The organism is Delftia sp. 11MD (assembly GCF_050907895.1).
In the GTDB taxonomy this organism is placed as follows: domain Bacteria; phylum Pseudomonadota; class Gammaproteobacteria; order Burkholderiales; family Burkholderiaceae_C; genus Comamonas; species Comamonas tsuruhatensis.
On sequence record NZ_CP194333.1, the window covers coordinates 4,190,689 to 4,213,909 of the forward strand.

Sequence of the window (23,221 nt, forward strand, 5' to 3'; positions counted from 1 at the left end):
CATTCAGTTGTAACGCGAGATTAGCCAGGAAAAGTCAGAAAATTAATCTAGGTCAATTACCATGCCGCATGTATGCCAAGAAGGATGCACAGAAACACCTTCGCTTTTTTGCACACTTGAATTTTTATGACCTTTAGGCGTACATGGGATCGGGGCACCGTGGATTTTGAAAAATTCGTCCCATTATCGGGGAACGAAGTTAGCACTTCCGTCTCTTTTCGCGGGTGTTCCAACACAGTCCAAAAGTTTCAACACAAGCTAGTAGTAATCGACGATGACACGCTTACAGTGCATCTGATCCCACCTCTACCGAAATCTACGGCTAGGCGGACTCGACCCTCTCTATACTCCGGTATAGATACAGTATCCTACGGGCACCCGAGGGAGACGAAGCCCACGCGCGGAGCGGCCGCGCCGGCAGGGGTTGTCATGGTTGTTGCGTCGCTCGTGGGGGTCATAGGGGCGATATTGTCCCAGTTCTGCGCGAACTTGGTAAACCGCCCCCGAACTTATCCCTGCAAGCTCAGCTATTGCGCTTGATCCCGAGCGCGCCCAGCATCTGCTCGGTCTGCTTTTGCATCTGCTCCTGCATCTGGGCGAACATGTTCTGCGACTGCTCCATGTAGCTGCTCATCATGTTCTGCATGGCGGGCGGCTGCATGCGCATGAACTGGCTCCAGGCCTCGGGCGAGGTGCCCTGGGCCTGCTCGGCCAGCTTGTTCTGGAAGTCGGTGAACATCTGCACGTTCTTTTCCAGGTAGGAGCCCATGTAGCCCTGCATGGCGTGGCCGTAGAAACGGATGATGTTGGCCAGCACGGTCTCGGAGAACATGGGGGCGCCGCCCGCCTCTTCTTCCAGAATGATCTGCAGCAGGATGCTGCGCGTGAGGTCTTCGCCCGTCTTGGCGTCCTTGACCACCACGGGCTCGTTGCCCATCACCAGCTGCTTGACTTCCGTCAGCGTGATGTAGGAGGACGTGTTGGTGTCGTAGAGACGGCGGTTGGGGTATTTCTTGATCACGCGCTGTGCGCTGGGGGCGGCGGCTGTTGTCGTCTCTTGCATTGCAATGCTTCTCCTCTTGTACCTGCTGTACCTGTTTGCGCCTGCTTGCACCGGCTCGTGCGGGCAATCGGCTATTGCACTGCAACAGATTCTAGGCAGCGCCTGCAGCACCCGGCGCAGCAGTAACCCTGATGGGGATCAACGCATGCGACACGGCAAATGGCCGCCATGCAACCGTTGGGGCAAAAAAAATCCCGCTTGAAGCGGGATTTCTTTTTTGCAGCCCCTGGTGAGACTGCTTTGTTTGGTAGGCGCGATTGGACTCGAACCAACGACCCCCACCATGTCAAGGTGGTGCTCTAACCAGCTGAGCTACGCGCCTGTCGTTTGTTGAAGCCGCAAGTATAGCAGTGCAAAACAGGGCTTCCGGGCAAGTTGCGCAGTTTTTTGGATCAACCCGCCACCCTGGCCCGTTCCAGCATGGCGTGCATCAGCACATTGCAGCCTGCGGTGATGTCGGCGGGCGTGGCGTCCTCGATCTCGTTGTGGCTGATGCCGTCCTTGCAGGGGATGAAGACCATGCCGGCCGGCGCCAGCCGCGCCATGTAGACCGCATCATGCCCGGCGCCCGAGACGACGGGCATGTGCGAGTAGCCCAGGGCCTTGGCGGCGCGCGCCACCGCATCCACGCAGTCGGCATGGAAGGGTTGGGCGGGGTAGCTGGACACCAGGTTGATCGCTATGGGCAGGCCCGTCTCCCGGCTGATGCGGTCGGCCACTGCGCGGATGTCGGCGTCCATGGCTTCGCAGTCGGCATCGGTGGCGTTGCGCAGGTCGATGCTGAATTTGACCTGGCCCGGGATCACGTTGCGGCTGTTGGGATGGACCTGCACCATGCCCACGGTGCCGCGCCCGTGGGGCGGATGGCGGTGGGCGCAGGCCACCACTTCCTGCATCAGCTGCGCGGCCACCTGCAGCGCGTCCTTGCGCAGGGCCATGGGCGTGGGGCCGGCATGGGCCTCCATGCCCGTGACCACGCAGTCATACCAGCGGATGCCCAGCACGCCGGTAACCACGCCAATGGTCCTGGCGTTGTCCTCCAGCACCGGGCCCTGTTCGATGTGGGACTCGAAGTAGGCGCCGATCGGGTGGTCGCCAGGCTCCTGGCTGCCCACATAGCCGATACGCTCTAGCTCGCCCTTGACGGTCTTGCCTTCGGAGTCGGTGGCTGCATAGGCATGCTCCAGCGTGAAGGCCTTGGCGAACACGCCCGAGCCCATCATCACCGGCACGAAGCGCGAGCCTTCCTCGTTCGTCCAGAAGGCCACTTCGATGGGCGCTTCGGTCTCAATGCCGTGGTCGTTGAGCGTGCGCACTACCTCCAGCCCCGCCAGCACGCCGTAGTTGCCGTCGAACTTGCCGCCCGTGGGCTGGGTGTCGATGTGGCTGCCCGTCATGATGGGCGGCAGGCTGTTGTCGCGCCCGGGCCGGCGCATGAAGCCGTTGCCGATCTTGTCGATGGTTACCGTCATGCCCGCCTCGCGCGCCCAGCGGGTCACCAGATCACGGCCCTGGCGGTCCAGGTCGGTCAGCGTCAGGCGGCAGACGCCGCCCTTGGGCGTGGCGCCGATCCGGGCCAGCTCCATGAGTGAATCCCACAACCGGCTTCCGTTGACGCGCAGCTGCGCGATGTCCTGCTTCACTTGGGTATCTGTATCCATTGCGGTCTCCTTGTCATGCGGGCTTCAGCGCGCCACGGCCGTGGGCTGCAGCGTGGCGGCGCGGCGCTGCACCGCGTCGAAGTTGGGGCCGAAGGCCGGGCGCTTGATATAGCGCCCCTTGCCCATCTCGGCACGCAGATCGCCCTGCGCATAGGCCACCACGCCCTGGCTGATGGTGTGGCTGGGCATGCCTTGCACGGTGCGCCCCTCGAAGATGTTGTAGTCGCCCTTGGAATGCTGGGTCCTGACCGACAGGGTGTGCGTGGCGGCAGGGTCCCAGACGACCAGATCGGCATCGGCGCCCACGCCGACCAGGCCCTTGCGCGGATAGATGTTGAAAAGCTTGGCCGTGTTGGCCGAGGTGATGGCCACGAATTCGCTGGGCGTCAGCCGGCCGGTGTTCACGCCCGCATCCCAGATCACGGCCAGGCGCTCCTCCACGCCGCCGGTGCCGTTGGGGATCTTGGCGAAGTTGTCCCGGCCCATGGCTTTCTGCGCGGCGCAGAAGGTGCAATGGTCGGTGGCCGTGGTGTGCAACTGGCCCGACTGCAGGCCCTGCCACAACGCCTCCTGGTGGCCCTTGGCCCGGAAGGGCGGGCTCATCACGTGGGCGGCCGCCTTGGCGAAGTCGGGGTCGCGGTACACGCTTTCGTCGATCACCAGATGGCCGGCCAGCACCTCGCCATACACACGCTGGCCGCGCGCACGGGCCGCGGCAATGGCCTGCGCCGCCTCGGTGCAGCTGACGTGCACCACGTAGATGGGCACGCCCAGCACGCCGGCGATGGCGATGGCGCGGTTAGCCGCCTCGGCCTCCACCATGGGCGGGCGGGCCAGCGGATGGCCCTCGGGCCCGGTGATGCCCATCTTGGCCACTTCCTGCTGCAGCAGGTAGACCAGCTCGCCGTTTTCGGCATGCACCGTGGGCATGGCGCCCAGCTCCAGCGCGCGCTTGAAGCTGTTCACCAGGGTTTCGTCGTCGCACATGATGGCGTTCTTGTAGGCCATGAAGTGCTTGAAGCTGTTGATGCCCTCCTCGCGCACCAGCGTGCCCATGTCGGCATGGACGCTGTCGCTCCACCAGGTGACGGCCACGTGGAAGGAGTAGTCGGCCGCAGCCTTCTCGGCCCAGCCGCGCCATTTGCGGTAGGCGTCCAGCAGCGGCTCCTGCGGATCGGGAATGACGAAGTCGATGATGCTGGTGGTGCCGCCGGCCAGCGCCGCCGCCGTGCCGGTGTAGAAGTCATCGGCCGTGACCGTGCCCATGAAGGGCAGTTGCATGTGGGTGTGCGGATCGATGCCGCCGGGCATGACGAACTGCCCCGAGGCATCGATCACCTGCGCCCCGGCCGGCACCAGGGCCGCCACATCCGGCCCCACGGCCGCAATCGCCCCATCCACGCACAGCACGTCGGCCTTCTCCTGCCGGTCTGCATTCACCACCGTGCCGCCACGCACCCATACCGAACCCTGTGATTGACCCATAGCGTCATGCCTCCTGTTGGTTGGTCCGGCCTATGCCTTGCTCAGCGCGGGAGCGCCCTTGGTCACCTGGCCTGCCATGCCGATGCGGTAGACCACGCCGGCAATGAACAGGCCGATGAACCATGCGTAGTCATAGGCATGCTTGAAGAAATCACCCACGTTCGGGAATGCAGCGGGGAACGCCGCGTGCAGGAAGCCGGGCAGGTTGGGCGCCACGCCCAGGGCGAAGGCGGCCACGGCCACCCAGTTCCAGCCGTTGGAGTAGCGGTAGACGCCCTCTTCCCTGTACAGGTCTTCCACCACCAGCTGCTTTTTGCGCACCAGGAAGTAGTCCACCATCAGAATGCCCGCGATCGGCCCCAGCAGTGCCGAGTAGCCGATCAGCCAGGTGAAGATGTAGCCCTCGGTCGATTCCAGGATCTTCCAGGGCATCATCACGATGGCAATGGCCACCGTCATGTAGCCGCCCACGCGGTAGCTGATCTTCCTGGGCGCCAGGGCGGAGAAGTCATAGGCCGGCCCCACCAGGTTGGCCGCCAGGTTCACGCTCACGGTGTCGATCAGCAGCACGATGAGCGCGATCAGCACGGCCGCGCCCGTCATGCGGCTTGCGACATCCACGGGGTCCCACAGGGCCTTGCCGTAGATCACCACGGTGCCCGATGTCACCACCACCGCCAGCATGGCCAGCAGCCCCATGGGCACCGGCAGGCCGATGGCCTGGCCCACCACCTGGTCCTTCTGCGACTTGGCAAAGCGCGTGAAGTCCGGAATGTTCAAGGCCAGCGTGGCCCAGAAGCCCACCATGGCCGTCAGCGACGGCCAGAACACCGACATGAACTGGCCCGCCTTGGGGCCGCCCGGCGCGTACTGCGAAGGCTGCTCCATGATGGGGCCAAAGCCGCCGGCCTTCTGGTAGACCCATCCCAGCAGCACGAAGCAGATCAGGATCTTGAGTGGCGCTGTCCAGGTCTCGAGCTTGCGGATGGACTCGATGCCATGCACCACGAAGTAGAACTGGATCGCCCAGAACACCAGAAAGCACACCAGCTGCCCCACATTGATGCCCAGGCCCGCGATCTTCTCGCCTTCCAGCGGATGGCCCAGCAGCACGCCCAGCAGGGTGTAGATCATCATGCCGCCGAACCAGGTCTGGATGCCGTACCAGCCACAGGCCACCAGGGCCCGCAGCAGTGCGGGCAGCTTGGCCCCGTGGGTGCCGAAGGAGGCACGGGCCAGCACGGCGAAGGGAATGCCGTACCTGGCCCCGGCATGGCCGATGAGCAGCATGGGAATCAGCACGATGAGATTGCCCAGGAACACCGTCATCACCGCCTGCGACCACGACATGCCGTTCGTGATCATGCTGGCGGCCAGCGTGTATGCCGGGATGCACATCACCATGCCTATCCACAGGGCGGCGAAGTGGTACCAGGTCCACGTTCGCTGACTCGGCAGCGTGGGTGCGAGGTCGTGGTTCCACAGGCTGCCTGCGGACTCACCGGAATGCGGGGCATGCGACATTGCGAAGCTCCTTCTCGAAGAGAGAAATCACCAATCCATTGCTGATCCAGGGTCTGACTTTTTCCATCAAGCGCATTTCGTGCCAGGTCGGCCCGGATGCGGGCCGTGCGCCGACCTGCCGCAATGCCCCCTCTAGCCCTGCGCCGTCACGGCCTGGCGCATGGGGTTGTTCGGGTGCGTGGTCCAGTTCGCATACTCCCCGGTGACCGTCTGGCCGGTGCGGGGGTCCACCTCGCCCGGCTGCAGGCTGCGCATGGTGATGCACTCGGGCACGGGGCAGATGGACACGCACAGGTTGCAGCCCACGCATTCGGTGTCATCCACCTCGAAGCGGCGCACACCGCCCTCCTTGCTGAAAGTGATGGCCTGGTGGGAGGTGTCCTCGCAGGCCACGTGGCAGCGCCCGCACTGGATGCAGCTGTCCTGGTTGATGACGGCCTTGTCGATGTGGTTGAGGTTGAGGTCCTTCCAGTCCCTGACCGTGGGCACGGCCCGGCCCTGGAAGTCCTCGATGCGCGCAAAGCCGTGCGCGTCCATGTAGTTGGACAGCCCGTCGCACATGTCCTGCACGATGCGAAAGCCGTAGACCATGGCCGCCGTGCACACCTGGACATTGCCGCATCCCAGCGCGATGTATTCGGCCGCGTCCTTCCAGGTGGTGATGCCGCCGATCCCCGAGATGGGCAGGCCCGCCGTCTGCGGATCGCGCGCGATCTCGGCCACCATGTTCTGGGCGATGGGCTTCACGGCCGGGCCGCAGTAGCCGCCGTGCGAGCCCTGGCCGTCGGTGCTGGGGTGCATGACCAGGGTGTCCAGATTCACGCCCATCAGCGAGTTGATGGTGTTGATCAGGGACACCGCATCCGCCCCGCCGGCCTTGGCCGCCCGCGCGGGAAAGCGCACGTCGGTGATGTTGGGCGTGAGCTTCACGATCACCGGCAGCCGGCTGTACTGCTTGCACCACTGCGTGACCATCTGGATGTACTCGGGCACCTGGCCCACGGCCGCACCCATGCCGCGCTCGCTCATGCCGTGCGGGCAGCCGAAGTTCAGCTCCAGCCCGTCGGCGCCGGTGTCCTCCACCATGGGCAGGATGCGCTTCCAGCTTTCCTCCACGCAGGGCACCATCAGCGAGGCGATCAGCGCGCGGTCAGGCCAGGCCTTTTTCACGCGGGTCATTTCCTCCAGGTTGGTGCGCAGCGGCCGGTCGGTGATCAGCTCGATGTTGTTCAGGCCCATCACGCGCCGGTCCTGCGCCATGAGGGTGGAGTAGCGCGGCCCGTTCACGTTGACCACATGCGGGTCCTCGCCCAGCGTCTTCCACACCACGCCGCCCCAGCCGGCCTCGAATGCGCGGGTGACGTTGATCTCCTTGTCCGTGGGCGGTGCCGAGGCCAGCCAGAACGGATTGGGGCTGGAAATGCCCAGAAAGCGGCTGCTGATGTCTGCCATGTCAATGCTCCTTGAAAAGCGCGGGCACAGCCGCTCAAACCCCGGCCGCCACGGCGCTGGTCAGCGCCTGGTGCATGGCCCGCGCGGCGACCTTGCCGTGCTCCACCGCCTGCACGGTCAGGTCCTGGCCACCGGCGCGGCAGTCGCCGCCGGCCCACACGCGCGGCACGCTGGTGCGGCCTTCGTCGTCGGTGTCGATACGGCCGTCACGCAAGGCAATGGCCGCGCCCGCCGGCGTGGCGACATAGGTCTGGCCAATGGCCTTGAGCACCATGTCGGCCGGCACGTCGAACACCTCCTGCGTCACCTGCAGCCTGTCGCCCTCCATGCGGGTGCAAGCCATGCGCACGCCGCAGACCTTGCCGTCCTGCACCAGGATCTCCTGGGGCGCGGCCCACAGCCGCAAGTTGACGCCATGGGTCTGCGCCCATTCCTGCTCCACCCAGGAGGCAGACAGCGCATCCTTGCCCCGGCGGTAGAACATGGTGACCTCGTCGGCCCCCAGCAGCCGGGCCTGCACGGACGCATCCACCGCCGTCATGCCGCCGCCGATCACCACCACGCGCCGGCCCACCGGCACCATGGATTTGTCGGCCGCCTGGCGGATGTCGGCAATGAAGTCCACCGCATTGCGCAAGCCTTCGGCCTGCGGCTCGGCCGCGCCCAGCGCATTGACGCCCGCCAGGCCCAGGCCGAGGAATACGGCGTCATGCTCTGCCAGCAGCGAATCCAGCGTGAAATCTCGCCCCAGCCGCTGGTTGTTGCGCGGCGTGATCCCGCCCACGGACAGCAGCCAGTCGATTTCCTTTTGCGCAAAATCACCGGGGGTCTTGTAGCTGGCCAGGCCGTATTCATTGAGCCCGCCCAGCTTGGGCCGGGCATCGAACAGCACCACCTCATGGCCCTGCAGCGCCAGTTGGTGCGCGCATGTCAGGCCGGCAGGGCCAGCTCCGACCACGGCCACCTTCCTGCCCGTGGCGGCGGCACGCTGGAACAGCGGTGCACCACCGGAGGCCATGAAGGCATCGGTCGCATAGCGTTGCAGTGCACCAATTTCGACCGGCTTGTCTTCCTGGGTGTTGCGCACGCAGGCCTGCTCGCACAGTTGCTCCGTGGGGCAGACACGGGAGCACATGCCACCCAGCGGGTTGGCAGTGAGGATCTCGCGCGCCGCGCCACGGACGTTGTCCTGGGCGATGCGGGCGATGAAGGCCGGCACATCGATGCTGGTGGGGCAGGCCGTGGTGCAAGGCGCGTCATAGCAGTAGTAGCAGCGCTCGGCCTCGATCAGGGCCTGGGCGCGGTTCAGCGGGGGGTGGGCGTCGGAGAAATTGGCCGCGTAGTCGGCCAGGTTCAGGCGGCCGGCGGCAATGCCGCAGGCGCGGTGCGCGGGGCTATCCATGGTGCATCCTCCAGAGTCAGGATTGAGGGCGTGAAGGGGGACACGGCATGCAGGGCCATGCCGGGCCATCTCGGACAACGCAAGGCGGCCCGCAGGAGGAACTCCTGCAAGGCCCCGGATCCAGCAACACAGTCTTCGGAGGTTTCATCGTGGTCCTCGCATGTGCAAGTGACGCCTCTTGTCGGGCGCACTGGGGGTGGAACGGAATTTACGCGGGTGAAAAAATTTACCAATCAGTAAAATCACCCAGAAAGTCGTCAGCAAGAAAGATGCCAGACAATCGCACCAAAATGGCGCCACTTATCCCGACTTACCATCTGCGCAATGGCAACCCTTTCTGACAATGCGCCCTCCCCCCAGGCCCGATCGGCCACGCGCAAGCCCACCGCTGCACGGCTGCGCAAGGAGCTGAACATCCTGCAGACGGCCGAACTGCACTTTGCGCAATACGGCTTCGAAGGCGCATCGCTGGAACTGATCGCGCACGACGCCGGCCTCAGCCGCCACAACCTGCTGTACTACTTCGCCAGCAAGGAGGAGCTGTATCTGCGCGTGCTGGGCGATGTGCTGACGCAGTGGCTGGCCGGCATGTCCGACCTGCTGCGCGGCGACGACCCGGCGGAGGCCCTGCGCATCTACATCCGGGCCAAGCTGCAGTCCTCGCGCGAGCGGCCCCATGGCTCCCGTGTCTTCACGCGCGAGGTGATGGCCGGCGCGCCCCGCTTCGGACAGGCCATATCGAGCCAGGTAGGCCCGGCGCTGGCAGCCGACGTGCAGGCCTTCGAGCGCTGGGTGGCGCAGGGCAAGATTGCCCGCGTGGATTTCACCCACCTGATGTTCATCCTCTGGTCCGTGACCCAGGCCTACGCCGACCAGCAGGCCCAGTTCGCGCTGCTGCTGGGCCGGCCGGAACTGACCGCCGACGACTACGACACGGCGGCCGATCTGATCTATCGGCTGGTAATCCGTGGCCTGCAGCCGGATACCGCGGCTCTCGCACAATGAGCGCATGAATCACAGCATCCGCCTGAGACCCCTGGAGCGCGAAGATCTGCGCTCCGTGCATCTGCTCAACAACAATGCCGCCATCATGCGCTACTGGTTCGAGGAGCCTTACGAGACCTTCGACGAGCTTTCCGCGCTCTACGACGCCCACGTGCACGACCAGACCGAGCGCCGCTTCATCGTCGAGCACCAGGGCGATCGCGCCGGTCTCGTCGAGCTGGTGGAGATCGACCTGATCCACCGGCGCGCCGAATTCCAGATCATCATCGCCCCCGAGCAGCAGGGCCAGGGCATCGCAGCCCAGGCAACGCGGCTGGCGCTGGACTATGGCTTCAAGACGCTCAACCTGCACAAGATCTTTCTCCATGTGGACCAGGAGAACGAGAAGGCCATCCACATCTACGCGCGCATAGGATTCGTGCAGGAAGGCGTGCTGATCGACGAGTTCTTCGCCAACGGCCAGTACCGCAACGCCATCCGCATGTACCTGCTGCAAAACGACTACCTGCAGGCACAGGCCGGAGTCGGCACCTGACCTCCTGACAGAGGAGCGCGGGCCCTGCCCGCCTCCTTGACCGGCAAGTCTCCCCATCGTTGGCGGGCGCACAAACAAAAAAGCCTTCTGAGTGATCAGAAGGCTTTTTGCATTCCATCTGGCAATGGAAAATTGGTAGGCGCGATTGGACTCGAACCAACGACCCCCACCATGTCAAGGTGGTGCTCTAACCAGCTGAGCTACGCGCCTGTGTTTGTTCGAGAAAGTGATTCTAGCACGGGTTTTCCAGGACTCCGGCAAAAATACCCGAACAGGCTCAGCGCCGCCGTGCCGAACGCACGCCCGCCACGGCGGCCACAATGCCCAGCACCTTGTTGAGGCGACCGGAATCGGCCACTTCCACGGTGAAGGTCATCCAGGCCGTTCCCTTGACGGATTGGGTCTGCACGCCGATGACATTGGTCTTCTCCCGCGCAAAGACTTCGGAGATATCGCGCAGCAGGCCCTGCCGGTCGGCCGCTTCCACGGACACATCGACCGGGTAGACGGCCGAGGCCACGGCCGCCGCCTTGGGCTGGCCCCAGGCCACGTCGATCACGCGCTCGGAATTGCGCGCTGCCATTTCACGGAAGTTGGAGCAGTCGCAGCGGTGCACGCTCACGCCCTTGCCGCGCGTGACAAAGCCCCGGATGTCGTCCGGCGGCGCAGGCTTGCAGCACTTGGCCAACTGCGTCATCAGCGAATCCACGCCCACGACCAGCACGCCGCCCTTGGGCGAGTCCGTGCCACGTGCCTTGCGCACCGGGGAGAATTCCTCGACTTCCTCCTCCGCCTCGGCCGGTCGCAGCACGGTCTCGATGTTGCGCAGCGAGTATTCATCCTTGCCGACGACTTCGAACAAGGCATCGGCCGATTTGAAGCCGAGCTGAACGGCCAGCTCCTCCAGCTTGACGGCCGTCTTGCCCTCGCGCTGCAGCAGTTTCTCGACCGCCTCGCGGCCGCGCGCCACGGTCTCGTGCGTGGCCTGGGCATTGAACCAGGCACGCACCTTGGCCTTGGCCCGGTTGCTGGTCAGGTAGCCAAGGTCGGCGTTGAGCCAGTCGCGCGAGGGGCGCCCCTCCTTGACCGTGGTGATCTCCACGGTCTGGCCGTTTTGCAGCGGCGTGTTCAGCGGCACCATGGCGCCGTCCACGCGCGCGCCGCGGCAGCGGTGCCCCAGGCTGGTGTGCACCGAATAGGCGAAATCCACGGGCGTCGCGCCCTGCGGCAGCTCGATGACGGCCGCATCGGGAGTGAGCACGTAGATGCGGTCCTCGAACAGGCCCCGATGGTGCGCACCCGCCAGGTCGCTGCCCCAGGCCAGCAGCTGGCGCAGCACGGCAATCTTGGCGTCGTACTCGCTGCTGGCCGTGACACCCGCGTATCCCTTGGTGCCCGCCTCCTTGTAGGCCCAGTGGGCGGCCACGCCGTGCTCGGCATGGTCGTGCATGGCCTGGGTGCGGATCTGGATCTCGATTGCGCGGCCCGTCTCGTCGCGCACCACGGTGTGCAGCGACTGGTAGCCGTTGGGCTTGGGCTTGGCGATGTAGTCGTCGAATTCCGCCTCGATGGGCGTGAACTGCTCGTGCACCCAGGACAGGGTGGCGTAGCAGTCCTTGATCGTGGGCACGACGACACGCATGGCGCGGATGTCGAAGACCTGGTCGAAGTTCAGCGACTTGCCTCGCATCTTCTTGACGATGCTGTAGATGTGCTTGGGCCTGCCTTGCACGGTGGCGCTGATGCTGTGCGCGCGCAGGTCGGCCTCCAGCCGTGCGCGCATCTGCTCCATATAGGCTTCACGCTCCACGCGCTTTTCATCGAGCAGGCGGGCCACTTCGCGGTAGGTCTCGGGCTCCAGGAAGCGCAGGGACAGATCCTCCAGCTCCCACTTGATCTGCCAGATGCCCAGCCGGTTGGCCAGCGGCGCAAACACCGTCAGCGCCTCGCGCGCAATGCCGGGCGAGACCGGGCGCTTGCTGGCAGCGTAGTAGCGCAGCGTCTGCAGGCGCGACGCCAGCCGCAGCAGCACCACGCGCAGGTCGCGCGAGAAACCCAGCAGCATCTTGCGCACGTTCTCGGTCTGCGTGGCCTCATCGTCCAGGTACTGGCCGCCCAGCTCTGCGCCGCGTGCCTGCTCCTGCACGCGCATGAGCTTGTTGGTTTCCACGGCCAGGGTGGCGAAATTCTCGCCAAAGGCCTTGGCGATCACTTCCTGCGGGCGATTGAGGTGCACGCTGGCATGCACCAGATAGATCGCCGCCTGCATGGTTTCGGAGCCGCCGATGGTCTTGAGGATGGCAGCCACCGCATCGGCATGGGCCATGGTGTTCTCACCGGACTCCATGGTCTCGGTGGCGATCAGCGGCTCGGCAAAGCTGCGCGCGCGCGCCAGCGCGTTGACCTGTTCGGGCAGGGTCTGCGACGTGGCCGTGATCAGGTGCGGCAGCACCGACGGCACCTGGCCCGGCGCGGCTGCGCCGGGCGAAGGCGCCTGCACGGCGGCCTCGCTGCTGGCAGTCTTCATTCGTCACTCTCCCTGGCCTGCTCGGCAAGATTCATGGTGCTTGGCAAGCGCTCTTCTCCCCATAAGAACCGGCACAGCAAGGCCACCTGCCCTGCTGCGACGAAGGTGGGCGCATGCCCCACCCCTTCAAATTCCACGCAATGCGCCTTCGGGCCGCGCTGCGCCATGCCCTGTGCCGTGGCCGCCGTCAGCAGATCGGACTGCGCACCACGAACTAGCAAGACGCGTGCCTTGATCTGGTCATACAGCTGCCACAGCAGCGCTTCGCCGGCCTGGGCCATCTCGCGCGTCATGTGCTGCAGGGGCACCGCAATCTGAGGGTCATAGTGCAGGACAAGGCCGCCACCGGCGGCCGGCCGCATCATAGGTCGCGTCAATCGCAACCATTGCCCTTCGCTATGTGGGCCGAAGCCTTCGGAAATCAAGAGCAGCGCATGGGCTGCCTGCTCAAGATTTTCAAAATGCACGCCCTTGCCCAGGTACTGACCTATGCGCTCCAGGGCAGACCACTCGATGACAGGCCCCACATCGTTGAGCACCAGCCTGCGGATGGGCGCCGGCAGCGGCAGCCCCGGCTGGCCCGCAAGCGCCATGCCGATCAGCCCGCCCATGCTGGTGCCCACCCAATCCAATTGTTCGACAGGCGCCTGCGCATGCACCTGGGCCAGCAAGGCCAGCATGTCGGCTGCGTAAAGAGGCACCTGGTAGGCGGCCGGATCCTGCAGCCAGTCGCTTTCGCCACGCCCGACCACGTCGGGGCAGATCACGCGGGCACGTTCGCTGAGCCGCTCGGCCAACGCGTCGAAGTCACGCCCCTGGCGCGAAAGGCCGTGCACGCAGACCACGACATGGGGATGGTGCGGATCGCCGGTGCGATTCCATTCCCAATAAGCCATGCGGTGCGAAGCATTCTCTTGAGCAGCCGGGCTGGCAGTACGGCTCCAGGGTGAGGCACGCCCGGCAACCCCCGGGCAGGATACGTAGTTCAGCGTAGGATGATTCATGGAAACGCATTCGCGGAGCCGGCGCCGATAATGGCTGTGTTGCATCGTACATTCATTCGGAGACTCTCTATGTTGAAAGGCAAGACCGCCCTCGTGACCGGCTCGACCAGCGGCATCGGCCTCGGGATCGCGAAGGCGCTGGCCCGCCAGGGCGCCAATATCGTGCTCAATGGTTTCGGCGATGTGGACGGCCCCCGTGCCGAAGTGCTGGCCGCAGGCCAGGCCGCCGGCGCCCAGGTCGCCTATCACGGCGCCGACATGAGCCGCGTGGCGGACATCGAGGACATGGTCCAGTACAGCGTGCGCAATTTCGGCCAGATCGACATCCTCGTGAACAATGCCGGCATCCAGCACGTGGCGCGCGTGGAAGACTTCCCGCCCGAGCGCTGGGACGCCATCATCGCCATCAACCTGTCCAGCGCCTTCCACACCTCGCGCCTGGTCCTGCCCATGATGCAGGCGGCCGATGGCGGCAAGGGCTGGGGCCGGATCATCAACGTGGCCTCGGTGCACGGCCTGGTGGGTTCGGCGCAGAAGTCTGCCTACGTGGCGGCCAAGCACGGCATTGTCGGGCTGACCAAGGTCACGGCGCTGGAGAACGCCACCTCCGGCATCACCTGCAACGCCATCTGCCCCGGCTGGGTGCTGACGCCACTGGTGCAAAAGCAGGTGGACGCCAAGGCCGAGCAGCACGGCATCAGCAACGAAGAAGCCAAGAAGCTGCTGCTGGGCGAGAAAGAGCCCTCCATGCAGTTCACCACGCCCGAGGAACTGGGCGAACTGGCCGTGTTCTTCTGCTCGCCCGCCGCAGCCAACGTGCGCGGCGTGGCCTGGAACATGGATGGCGGCTGGGCGGCGCAGTAAGCGCGCCAGCACCGGTTCACGTCAAAAAAGGAGCGCCACGGCGCTCCTTTTTTCATGGGCGGCCCACGCCTGCTCAGTACATCTGCACCGAGCCCGACACGTGGACCATCACCTGCGCCTTGCCCGCTTCCACGGACACGGCATCCATTTCCGCGCCAGCGGCCTTGGCGGACATGGCCATCATGCGCGGACGCGGCATGGGCACCGAGGTATCGCTGCTGCTCACGTTGACCTCGCGCAGGCTGTAGTTGGCAAAGCCGAAGCTCTTGGACAGCGTGGTGGCACGCTGTTTGAACTGCTCGATGGCCTTGGCCTGGGCCTCGCCTTCGACCTTTTCACGGGCCTCGCGCGACAGGCCGAAGCCCACTTGCGACAGCGTCATGTCCTGCACCTGGGCCGCCGTCTGCGTGATGCGCGCGAAGTCGCGGCCCTGCAGAAGAATCTCGGCGCGGCCCTGCCAGCCTTCCACCTTGTTGTCCTTGCCATAGCGCGGATAGATGCCGAAGCTGCCGGTGCTCACATCCATCTGGCCCGGCTGGGCGCTGCGCTTGGTCACGGCCATGGCGGCCTCGACCACCTTCTGCAGCTGGGACTGGACCGTGGCGGCATCACGCCCTTCGCGCGTGGCCGACAAGGTGGCGGTCAGCAGGTCCTGCACCACGTCCACCGAGCCTTCTGCAGACAACTGCACCACGTTGGCAGGCTGTGCCGGCGCCGTGGCGGCGTTCTGCGCCCAGGCACCGCTGGCACAGGCCAGCGCAGTGGCCGCGACCACGGACTTGACCCAGGGGCGGGACAGCTGTTTGGAAAGCTTGCTCATGCGTTCACCCTTTGAAATGAAAGGTAGTTCAGGGATACAACTGCATGCCGCCCTTTCGCTACGGCATGCCGCCAGATGGTGACAGGTGTGGAGCCAAGCAGGCCTGCCGGCTCCTCCATTGACAACATTATTGCAACGATAAATGCATCAGCATGAAAAACCCATAGTTAAATATTCTAAAGACACATTTTCCGTTCTAAATTTAAACGCAACATCTGTAACACACGGCAATATTTCGGGGGTTTGTCCAGACTTTTCGGCGCAAGCTGGTAACAATGGCGGCTGTTACAAATGACCGACCGAGGATGAACATGGCCACTACGACCAACCGCACCGACAAGATCCTGGTGGTGGATGACGATGCGCGCATCCGCGACCTGCTGCGCCGCTACCTGACGCAGGAAGGCTTCGAGATCATGATTGCCGAAGATGGCAAGGCGCTGAACCGCATCCTGCTGCGCGAAACGGTGGACCTGATCGTGCTTGACCTGATGATGCCCGGCGAAGATGGCCTGTCCATCTGCCGCCGCCTGCGCTCGGCCAACGACCGCACGCCCATCATCATGCTGACCGCCAAGGGCGAGGATGTGGACCGCATCGTGGGCCTGGAAGTGGGCGCCGACGACTACCTGGGCAAGCCCTTCAACCCGCGCGAACTGCTGGCCCGCATCCATGCCGTGCTGCGCCGCCGCCCGCCGCAGGAAGCGCCGGGCGCGCCTTCCGGCGACAACGAGGTGGTGAGCTTCGGCCCCTTCACCTTCGACCTGGGCACGCGCGTGCTGCAAAAGAACGGCGAGGAACTGCCGCTGACCACGGGCGAATTCGCCATGCTCAAGGCCCTGGTGCGCCACCCGCGCCAGCCGCTGTCGCGCGAGAAGCTGGCCCTGCTGGCGCGCGGCCGCGAGTTCGAGCCCTTCGACCGCAGCCTGGACGTGCAGGTCTCGCGCCTGCGCAAGCTGATCGAGGAAGATGCCGCCGCACCGCGCTACATCCAGACGGTCTGGGGCGTCGGCTATGTATTCGTACCGGACGGCGCGAACTGAAATGCATCACCCCCTGAGGCGCTGCGCGCCTTCCCCCTCTCTCGCTCCGCGGGAGGGGGACGACGCCCTCGCCGCGAGGCGGCTCTTGCTCGGCGTCCCTGGGTTGGGGCCGTAACGTTTTATGTGCCGTTGACAATGCGCAGCGCCAAAACCTCACCCTGTCGCCCGAGACAACCGGTAACGCAGGCTGGCCGGCACAGGCGTAATCTCGCAGCCGGCCCCTAGAATGACGAACCGCATTCCATGAGTTCCTTCACCGTCCCGCCCCACGACGCCACAAGCCCTGCGCCCCTCGACTACGAGCGGCGCATGACTGCGCGCTCTCCGCTGGGACTCAACCTTTTTTGGCGTACCTTCTGCCTGCTGGCCCTGCTGTTGGTGGGCAGCATCCTGGCGTGGCTGCAGACGCTGCGCGCCTTCGAATTCGAGCCGCGCACGCTGCACACCGCCCAGCAGATCGCCTCGCTGGTCAACCTCAGCCGCGCGGCCCTGGTGCATTCGGATGCCATCAACCGCGTCTCGCTGATCAAGACCATGGCCGACCAGGAAGGCGTGCGCATTCTGCCGCGCGAGCCTGGCGACAGCTTCGAGCTGCTGGACCAGAGCACGCTGGGCAAGCGCCTGACCGAAGAACTCACGCGCCGCCTGGGCTACGGCACCATCGTGGCGCGCAGCGTCAATGGCGAGCCGGGGCTGTGGGTGGGCTTCACCATCAATGGCGACCGCACCTGGCTGCTGATGGACCGCTCGCGCTTCACGCCGGCCAGCGGGCGCACCTGGCTGATCTGGCTGATCACGGCCGGCCTGCTGTCCCTGGCGGGGGCGGCAGCCATCGCGCGCCTGATCAACCGGCCGCTCAAGCAGCTGAGCTATGCGGCCAACCGCGTGCGAGATGGCGACTTCGACGCCAGCCAGCTCGACGAGGAAGCCGTCACCAGCGAGATCCGCGAGGTCAACATCGGCTTCAACCGCATGGCGCAGAAACTGGCCCAGCTGGAGCAGGACCGCGCGGTGATGCTGGCCGGCATCTCCCACGACCTGCGCACGCCGCTGGCGCGCCTGCGGCTGGAGACCGAGATGAGCGTGGTGGACGACGTGGCGCGCGAGCACATGGTGGCCGACATCGTGCAGCTCGACGCCACCATCGACAAATTCCTGGACTACGCCCGCCCCGACCATGTCACCCTCAACCCGGTGAACCTGCATGCCGTGGTGTCCTCCTGCGTCTATGCTGTGCAGGACCACCGCGAGCTGCAGATCAGCATGGCCGTGCCCGAAGGCGTCTATGTGCTGGCCGACGAGGTGGAACTGGCGCGCGTGATCTCCAACCTGTTCGAGAACGCACGCCGCTACGGCAAGACGCCCGAGACCGAAACCACCCACGTGGACGTGACGGCATCGGAACGCGAAAGCTGGGTGGTGATCCGCATCCGCGACCATGGCCGTGGCGTGCCGCCCGAGCAGCTCGCCAGCCTGACCCAGCCCTTCTTCCGTGGCGACTCCGCGCGCACGGCCGCAGCGGGCGCGGGCCTGGGCCTGTCCATCGTGGACAAGACGGTGCAGCGCATGGGCGGCGTGTTTGCGCTGTCCAACTCCTCCACGGGCGGGCTGGTTGCCCATGTGCAGTTGCAGCGTGCCTCGGGCGTGGCCAAGGGTGCCGAGCCCGAGCAGCGTCTGCAGCGCCCGCAGATCAAGCGCCAGCTGCCCCCGCGTGCGCAGGACGGCGCCCTGGACGGCGAGGACTGAGCCCGCAGCGCGCGTTCGTCAGATACGTTCGGCAGATACAAAGGCCCCGGCGATCGTTGACCGATCGCCGGGGCCTTTTGCCATGGGGATGGCCACCTCCGGTCAGGCGCGGAACAGCAAGGCGGCGGCGCGCGCCTCCATGGCCTGCTGCTGGCCCACGGGGCCAAGCTTTTCGGCCGTCTTGGCCTTGACGTTGACCTGGTCCAGCGCCAGCCCCAGCGCCGTGGCGATGCGCTCGCGCATGGCAGGAATGTGCGGCGCCAGCTTGGGGGCCTGGGCAATGATGGTGCTGTCGATGTTGCCGATCTCCAGCCCCGTGGCGCGCACGCGGCGCGCCGCTTCCACCAGCAGCACCAGCGAATCGGCGCCACGGAATTCGGGGTCGGTGTCGGGGAAATGCCGGCCGATGTCGCCCAGCGCCGCGCCGCCCAGCAGCGCGTCGGTGATGGCGTGCAGCAGCACGTCGGCATCGGAATGGCCCAGCAGCCCCAGTTCGTGCGGCACCTCGATGCCGCCCAGGATCAGCTTGCGCCCGGGCACCAGGGCATGCACGTCCCAGCCCTCGCCAATACGAAAATTCATGTGAAACATTCCAGGTTCAGAAAAATGGATTGCCCGACGCCTGCGGATGGTCGCGCTGGCCCCGGTATCGCTCCAGCGTGGTGCTGCGCTCGCGCTGCGACAGCACGGCGGCGGCCAGCGCGAAATCGTCCGGATAGGTGACCTTGAAGTTCTGCGCGCCGCCGGGCACCAGGCGCGGGCGCTGGCCCACGGCCTCCATGGCGCTGGCCTCGTCGGTCACGGCCGAGCCGGCGTGCTGCAGCGCATCGAGCAGCGGCGCGATGCGGAACATCTGCGGCGTCTGCGCCAGCCATTTGTCGCTGCGGTCCACCGTGCCCGCCACGCGCACCCCGCTGGGCCCGGCCACGGCCGTCTTGAGCGTGTCGGGCAGCTTGTGCGCCAGCAGGCCGCCCACGGCATCGTGCTCGCAGGCGTCGATCAGGGCATCGATGAGCGCGGGCGTCACCAGGCAGCGCGCGGCATCGTGCACCAGCACCCAGTCGTGCGCGCCCGCACCGCGCGCCAGCAGTTCCTTGAGCCCGTTGGTCACGGATTCGGCCCGCGTGGCGCCTCCGCATGCCGCCGTGGAGTAGCGCGTGGGCGACGGGCCCGGCAGGCCCTGGCGCCAGAAGTCGTCGCCAGGCGCGATCACCACCAGCGTGTGGTGCACGCGCGCTGTGCCCGCAAAGGCGGCCAGCGTGTGCGCCACCATGGGCGCACCGGCCACCAGGTGGTATTGCTTGGGCAGTTCAGGCGCAGGCGCATCGGGCGCGATGGCGCGCGAGCCCGTGCCAGCGCAGGGGATCAAGGCCCACAGGCGGGCCGGCTCCAGGGATGCGGGCGCAGCCGCCGCAAGCAGATCTGTCATGGTGGCGCATTGTAGTGACGGCCATGTGCCGCCATGGCCATGCGGGCATGCCTGCATGGCCGCCATGCGTGCTGGCTAAAATGCTTCGATACCCCTCTGCGCGTGCCGAGGGGTTTTGTCGTTACTTCGCCCAGGCGCTGCGGCGCCCACGTCCAAGCACCATGGAACTGCCCAAGCTCACTCCCGGAAAACGCTTCACCCTGCCCCGCCCCGTGGGCAGCGCCGACGCCCTGCTGCTGGCCCGCCTGGGCGAGCGCGAGAAGGCTGCTGGCCGGGTGACAGCCATCGTCACGGCTGACGCCTCGGATGCCCAGCGGCTGATCGACGAGATGGCCTTCTTCGCCCCGGGCCTGCGCTGCGCGCTGTTCCCCGACTGGGAGACCCTGCCCTACGACAGCTTCTCTCCCCACCAGGACCTGATCAGCGAGCGCCTGGCCACGCTGTGGCGCATCAACCAGCGCGACAAGGAGCATGGCGCCGACGTGGTGCTGGTGCCCGCCACCACCGCGCTGTACCGGCTGGCGCCGCCCTCCTTCCTGGCCGGCTACACCTTCGAGTTCAAGAGCGGCCAGAAGCTGGACGAGGCCAAACTCAAGGCCCAGCTGACGCTGGCCGGCTACCAGCATGTCTCCCAGGTGGTCAGCCATGGAGAGTACGCGGTGCGGGGCGGCCTGATCGACCTGTTTCCCATGGGCTCGCTGCAGCCCTACCGGGTGGACCTGTTCGACGACGAGATCGACTCCATCCGCACCTTCGACCCCGACACCCAGCGCAGCCTCTACCCCGTGCCAGAGGTGCGCCTGCTGCCCGGCCGCGAGTTCCCCATGGACGAGGACGCGCGCGCCAAGTTCCGCCAGCGCTGGCGCGAGCTGCTGGAGGGCGATCCCACGCGCAGCCGCATCTACAAGGACATGGGCCAGGGCATTGCCACGGCCGGCATCGAGTACTACCTGCCGCTGTTCTTCGACGAAACGGCCACCGTGTTCGACTACCTGGGTGCCGATGCCACCGTGGTGATGCATGGAGACCTGGAGCCGGCCTTCCAGCGCTTTTGGCAGGACACCAAGGAGCGCTTCCGCCTGGTGCAGGGCGACCCCGAGCGCCCGGCCCTGCCGCCCGAGGTGCTGTTCCTGTCCGCCGACCAGTTCTACACGCGCGCCAAGGAGCACGCCCAGCTCGCGCTGCGCCCAGGCACCGAGGACGTGGCCGACAGCGCCATCTTCCAGAAACTGGAGGACCTGTCCGTGGTGCGCGGCGCGGAAGACCCGCTGGCGCGCCTGCAAAAGCACATTGCCGCCAGCGCCCACCGCATCCTGCTGCTGGCCGAGTCCGATGGCCGGCGCGAAAGCCTGCTGGACTTCTTCCGCGCCTCGGGCGTGAACCCGCCGGTCTTCGACTCGCTGGCCGAGTTCCAGGGCGATGCGGGCGAGAAGGTGGGCATTGCCACGGCCGGGCTGATGAACGGCTTCGCCTGGGTGGAGGAAGGCCTGGACTTCGTCACCGAGACCGAGCTGTTCGCCACCAGCCCCACGGGCCGCAGGCGCCGCCGTCAGGAGCAGGTCAGCGATGTCGAGGCACTGATCAAGGACCTGTCCGAACTCAAGGTGGGCGACCCCGTGGTGCATTCGGACCACGGCATCGGCCGCTACCAGGGCCTGGTCCACATGGACATGGGCCAGAAGAACCCTGACGGCACGCCGGCCGTGCAGGAGTTCCTGCACCTGGAGTACGCGGGCAACGCCGTGCTCTACGTGCCCGTCAGCCAGTTGCAGCTGATCAGCCGCTACACGGGCGTCTCACCCGAGGACGCGCCGCTGCACAAGCTCGGCGGCACGCAGTGGGAAAAGGCCAAGCGCAAGGCGGCCGAGCAAGTGCGCGACTCCGCGGCCGAGCTGCTGAACATCTACGCACGCCGCGCCGCACGCCAGGGCCATGCCTTCCGCTACTCGCCCCAGGACTACGAGCAGTTCGCCAACGACTTCGGCTTCGAGGAAACGGCGGACCAGCGCGCTGCCATCCACGCCGTGATCCAGGACATGATCAGCCCCCAGCCCATGGACCGCCTGGTCTGCGGCGACGTGGGCTTCGGCAAGACCGAGGTGGCGCTTCGCGCGGCCTTCGTGGCCATCACGGGCGGCAAGCAGGTGGCCTTTCTCGCGCCCACCACGCTGCTGGCCGAGCAGCATTACCAGACCCTGGTGGACCGCTTCTCCAAGTGGCCGATCAAGGTGGCCGAAGTCTCGCGCTTTCGCTCGGGCAAGGAGATCACGGCGGCCGTCAAGGGCATTGCCGACGGCTCGGTGGACATCGTCGTGGGCACGCACAAGCTGCTGTCCGAGTCCACGCAGTTCAAGAACCTGGGCCTGCTGATCATCGACGAGGAGCACCGCTTCGGCGTGCGCCACAAGGAAGCCATGAAGGCCATGCGCGCCGAGGTGGACGTGCTCACGCTGACGGCCACGCCCATCCCGCGCACCATGGGCATGGCGCTGGAAGGCCTGCGCGACCTGTCCGTCATCGCCACCGCGCCCCAGCGGCGCCTGGCCATCAAGACCTTTGTTCGCAACGAGGGCACGGGCGTGATCCGCGAGGCCGTGCTGCGCGAGCTCAAGCGCGGCGGCCAGTGCTACTTCCTGCACAACGAGGTCGAGACCATCGAGAACCGCAAGCAAAAGCTCGAGGAAATCCTGCCCGAGGCCCGCATCGCCGTGGCCCACGGCCAGATGCCCGAGCGCGAGCTCGAGCGCGTCATGCGCGACTTCGTGGCCCAGCGCTACAACATATTGCTGTGCTCGACCATCATCGAGACCGGCATCGACGTGCCCAGCGCCAACACCATCCTCATCAGCCGCGCCGACAAGTTCGGCCTGGCCCAGCTGCACCAGCTGCGCGGCCGCGTGGGCCGCAGCCACCACCAAGCCTATGCCTACCTGATGGTGCCCGACCTGGACAGCCTGACCAAGCAGGCCCAGCAGCGGCTGGAGGCCATCCAGCAGATGGAGGAACTGGGCTCGGGCTTCTACCTGGCCATGCACGACCTGGAAATCCGCGGCGCCGGCGAGGTGCTGGGCGAGAACCAGAGCGGCAACATGATGGAGGTGGGCTTCCAGCTCTACAACGAGATGCTGTCCGAGGCCGTGCGCAGCCTCAAGGCCGGCAAGGAGCCCGATCTGCTCAGCCCGCTGTCGGCCTCCACCGACATCAACCTGCACGCGCCGGCCCTGCTGCCGGGCGACTACTGCGGAGATGTGCACCTGCGCCTGTCCTTCTACAAGAAACTGGCCACGGCCCGCACCAGCGACCAGATCGACACCCTGCTCGAAGAAATCGTGGACCGCTTCGGCAAGCTGCCGCCCCAGGCGCAGACGCTGATCGACGTGCACCGCCTGCGCGTGCTGTCCCAGCCCTACGGCGTGGTCAAGGTCGATGCGGCGCCCGGCGTGATCAACATCACCTTCAAGCCCCAGCCGCCGGTGGACCCGATGGCCATCATCCACCTCATCCAGAAGAACAAGCACATCAAGCTGGCCGGCAACGAGAAGCTGCGCATAGAGCGCGCCCTGGACAACCCCAAGGACCGCGCCCAGATGGTGCGCGACGTGCTGCGCAGCCTGGGCCAGCCGCTGGTGGAGGCAAAGGCGGCCCAGCCCGCATAGAAGGG

General features: G+C 66.0%; 17 protein-coding genes and 2 tRNA genes. 6 read left to right on the plus strand and 13 right to left on the minus strand.

The annotated features are described in order from the left end of the window. Positions 1-523: 523 nt before the first annotated feature. From phaR to ACRSCF_RS19050, 7 genes are all read right to left on the minus strand, one after another. Complete coding sequence (gene phaR, locus ACRSCF_RS19020) at positions 524-1,063, minus strand: polyhydroxyalkanoate synthesis repressor PhaR (protein WP_016445296.1); 540 nt, start codon at positions 1,061-1,063, stop codon at positions 524-526. A 245-nt stretch (positions 1,064-1,308) separates the two neighbouring features. Next, positions 1,309-1,385: transfer RNA gene (locus ACRSCF_RS19025), tRNA-Val, on the minus strand. Positions 1,386-1,455: 70 nt separating this feature from the next. After that, positions 1,456-2,724 (minus strand): Zn-dependent hydrolase, encoded by a 1,269-nt coding sequence (locus tag ACRSCF_RS19030; RefSeq protein ID WP_047217671.1) that lies wholly within the window; start codon positions 2,722-2,724, stop codon positions 1,456-1,458. A 24-nt stretch (positions 2,725-2,748) separates the two neighbouring features. Beyond that, entirely contained in the window at positions 2,749-4,209 is a 1,461-nt protein-coding gene (hydA, locus tag ACRSCF_RS19035) for a dihydropyrimidinase (RefSeq protein WP_034363137.1), read from the minus strand. Positions 4,210-4,239: 30 nt separating this feature from the next. Continuing rightward, entirely contained in the window at positions 4,240-5,733 is a 1,494-nt protein-coding gene (locus ACRSCF_RS19040; RefSeq protein ID WP_034363133.1) for an NCS1 family nucleobase:cation symporter-1, read from the minus strand. 132 nt (positions 5,734-5,865) lie between these two features. Further along, positions 5,866-7,185: an NAD-dependent dihydropyrimidine dehydrogenase subunit PreA gene (preA, locus tag ACRSCF_RS19045; protein ID WP_013803150.1), complete on the minus strand. Its 1,320-nt coding sequence runs from the start codon at positions 7,183-7,185 to the stop codon at positions 5,866-5,868. Positions 7,186-7,219: 34 nt separating this feature from the next. After that, on the minus strand, positions 7,220-8,587 hold the full coding sequence (locus ACRSCF_RS19050) for an NAD(P)-dependent oxidoreductase (protein WP_244386363.1): 1,368 nt from the start codon (positions 8,585-8,587) through the stop codon (positions 7,220-7,222). Positions 8,588-8,911: 324 nt separating this feature from the next. On the opposite strand from ACRSCF_RS19050, the gene ACRSCF_RS19055 reads away from it, so the two are divergent. Then, on the plus strand, positions 8,912-9,592 hold the full coding sequence (locus tag ACRSCF_RS19055; RefSeq protein WP_016445276.1) for a TetR/AcrR family transcriptional regulator: 681 nt from the start codon (positions 8,912-8,914) through the stop codon (positions 9,590-9,592). 4 nt (positions 9,593-9,596) lie between these two features. Next, on the plus strand, positions 9,597-10,127 hold the full coding sequence (speG, locus tag ACRSCF_RS19060; protein WP_016445275.1) for a spermidine N1-acetyltransferase: 531 nt from the start codon (positions 9,597-9,599) through the stop codon (positions 10,125-10,127). A gap of 133 nt (positions 10,128-10,260) precedes the next feature. On the opposite strand, the gene ACRSCF_RS19065 is transcribed toward speG, so the two are convergent. From ACRSCF_RS19065 to ACRSCF_RS19075, 3 genes are all read right to left on the minus strand, one after another. After that, a tRNA-Val gene (locus tag ACRSCF_RS19065) sits at positions 10,261-10,337 on the minus strand. Positions 10,338-10,404: 67 nt separating this feature from the next. Continuing rightward, complete coding sequence (locus ACRSCF_RS19070) at positions 10,405-12,654, minus strand: RelA/SpoT family protein (protein WP_016445274.1); 2,250 nt, start codon at positions 12,652-12,654, stop codon at positions 10,405-10,407. Beyond that, a complete protein-coding gene (locus ACRSCF_RS19075) occupies positions 12,651-13,658 on the minus strand; it encodes an alpha/beta fold hydrolase (protein ID WP_198818594.1) in 1,008 nt (335 codons plus the stop codon). Before ACRSCF_RS19075 ends, ACRSCF_RS19070 begins: the two co-directional genes overlap by 4 nt. Before the next feature lie 69 nt (positions 13,659-13,727). Here ACRSCF_RS19075 and ACRSCF_RS19080 point away from each other — a divergent pair, with 69 nt between their 5' ends. Beyond that, on the plus strand, positions 13,728-14,522 hold the full coding sequence (locus ACRSCF_RS19080; protein WP_016445272.1) for a 3-hydroxybutyrate dehydrogenase: 795 nt from the start codon (positions 13,728-13,730) through the stop codon (positions 14,520-14,522). A 73-nt stretch (positions 14,523-14,595) separates the two neighbouring features. Here ACRSCF_RS19080 and ACRSCF_RS19085 read toward each other — a convergent pair whose 3' ends face one another. Then, positions 14,596-15,342, minus strand: coding sequence for an SIMPL domain-containing protein (locus ACRSCF_RS19085; protein ID WP_034363125.1), 747 nt, complete (start codon positions 15,340-15,342; stop codon positions 14,596-14,598). Positions 15,343-15,647: 305 nt separating this feature from the next. Here ACRSCF_RS19085 and ompR point away from each other — a divergent pair, with 305 nt between their 5' ends. Beyond that, positions 15,648-16,385 carry an osmolarity response regulator transcription factor OmpR gene (gene ompR / locus ACRSCF_RS19090; protein WP_017404718.1) on the plus strand — a complete coding sequence of 246 codons (738 nt, stop codon included), beginning with the start codon at positions 15,648-15,650 and terminating at the stop codon, positions 16,383-16,385. 243 nt (positions 16,386-16,628) lie between these two features. Next, positions 16,629-18,131, plus strand: coding sequence for an ATP-binding protein (locus tag ACRSCF_RS19095; RefSeq protein WP_012204699.1), 1,503 nt, complete (start codon positions 16,629-16,631; stop codon positions 18,129-18,131). Between the two features lie 102 nt (positions 18,132-18,233). Here the strand turns inward: ACRSCF_RS19095 and ispF are convergent, their stop codons facing one another. Both ispF and ispD read right to left on the minus strand, forming a co-directional pair. Beyond that, entirely contained in the window at positions 18,234-18,713 is a 480-nt protein-coding gene (ispF, locus tag ACRSCF_RS19100) for a 2-C-methyl-D-erythritol 2,4-cyclodiphosphate synthase (RefSeq protein ID WP_013803157.1), read from the minus strand. A 16-nt stretch (positions 18,714-18,729) separates the two neighbouring features. Continuing rightward, positions 18,730-19,560 carry a 2-C-methyl-D-erythritol 4-phosphate cytidylyltransferase gene (gene ispD, locus ACRSCF_RS19105; protein ID WP_034363171.1) on the minus strand — a complete coding sequence of 277 codons (831 nt, stop codon included), beginning with the start codon at positions 19,558-19,560 and terminating at the stop codon, positions 18,730-18,732. A 161-nt stretch (positions 19,561-19,721) separates the two neighbouring features. Between ispD and mfd the strand changes: the two genes are divergently transcribed. After that, positions 19,722-23,216: a transcription-repair coupling factor gene (gene mfd, locus ACRSCF_RS19110; protein ID WP_133072666.1), complete on the plus strand. Its 3,495-nt coding sequence runs from the start codon at positions 19,722-19,724 to the stop codon at positions 23,214-23,216. Positions 23,217-23,221 lie beyond the last annotated feature (5 nt).

Bases quoted from the DNA above. Each gene is read 5' to 3' on its own strand.
- ACRSCF_RS19075 (WP_198818594.1), bottom strand. From the start codon at position 13,658: ATGAATCATCCTACGCTGAACTACGTATCCTGCCCGGGGGTTGCCGGG.
- ispD (WP_034363171.1), bottom strand. From the start codon at position 19,560: ATGACAGATCTGCTTGCGGCGGCTGCGCCCGCATCCCTGGAGCCGGCC.
- preA (WP_013803150.1), bottom strand. From the start codon at position 7,185: ATGGCAGACATCAGCAGCCGCTTTCTGGGCATTTCCAGCCCCAATCCG.
- ACRSCF_RS19055 (WP_016445276.1), top strand. From the start codon at position 8,912: ATGGCAACCCTTTCTGACAATGCGCCCTCCCCCCAGGCCCGATCGGCC.
- hydA (WP_034363137.1), bottom strand. From the start codon at position 4,209: ATGGGTCAATCACAGGGTTCGGTATGGGTGCGTGGCGGCACGGTGGTG.
- ACRSCF_RS19080 (WP_016445272.1), top strand. From the start codon at position 13,728: ATGTTGAAAGGCAAGACCGCCCTCGTGACCGGCTCGACCAGCGGCATC.
- ACRSCF_RS19085 (WP_034363125.1), bottom strand. From the start codon at position 15,342: ATGAGCAAGCTTTCCAAACAGCTGTCCCGCCCCTGGGTCAAGTCCGTG.
- ACRSCF_RS19070 (WP_016445274.1), bottom strand. From the start codon at position 12,654: ATGAAGACTGCCAGCAGCGAGGCCGCCGTGCAGGCGCCTTCGCCCGGC.
- mfd (WP_133072666.1), top strand. From the start codon at position 19,722: ATGGAACTGCCCAAGCTCACTCCCGGAAAACGCTTCACCCTGCCCCGC.
- ompR (WP_017404718.1), top strand. From the start codon at position 15,648: ATGAACATGGCCACTACGACCAACCGCACCGACAAGATCCTGGTGGTG.
- speG (WP_016445275.1), top strand. From the start codon at position 9,597: ATGAATCACAGCATCCGCCTGAGACCCCTGGAGCGCGAAGATCTGCGC.
- ACRSCF_RS19030 (WP_047217671.1), bottom strand. From the start codon at position 2,724: ATGGATACAGATACCCAAGTGAAGCAGGACATCGCGCAGCTGCGCGTC.
- ACRSCF_RS19040 (WP_034363133.1), bottom strand. From the start codon at position 5,733: ATGTCGCATGCCCCGCATTCCGGTGAGTCCGCAGGCAGCCTGTGGAAC.
- ACRSCF_RS19050 (WP_244386363.1), bottom strand. From the start codon at position 8,587: ATGGATAGCCCCGCGCACCGCGCCTGCGGCATTGCCGCCGGCCGCCTG.
- ACRSCF_RS19095 (WP_012204699.1), top strand. From the start codon at position 16,629: ATGAGTTCCTTCACCGTCCCGCCCCACGACGCCACAAGCCCTGCGCCC.
- ispF (WP_013803157.1), bottom strand. From the start codon at position 18,713: ATGAATTTTCGTATTGGCGAGGGCTGGGACGTGCATGCCCTGGTGCCC.
- phaR (WP_016445296.1), bottom strand. From the start codon at position 1,063: ATGCAAGAGACGACAACAGCCGCCGCCCCCAGCGCACAGCGCGTGATC.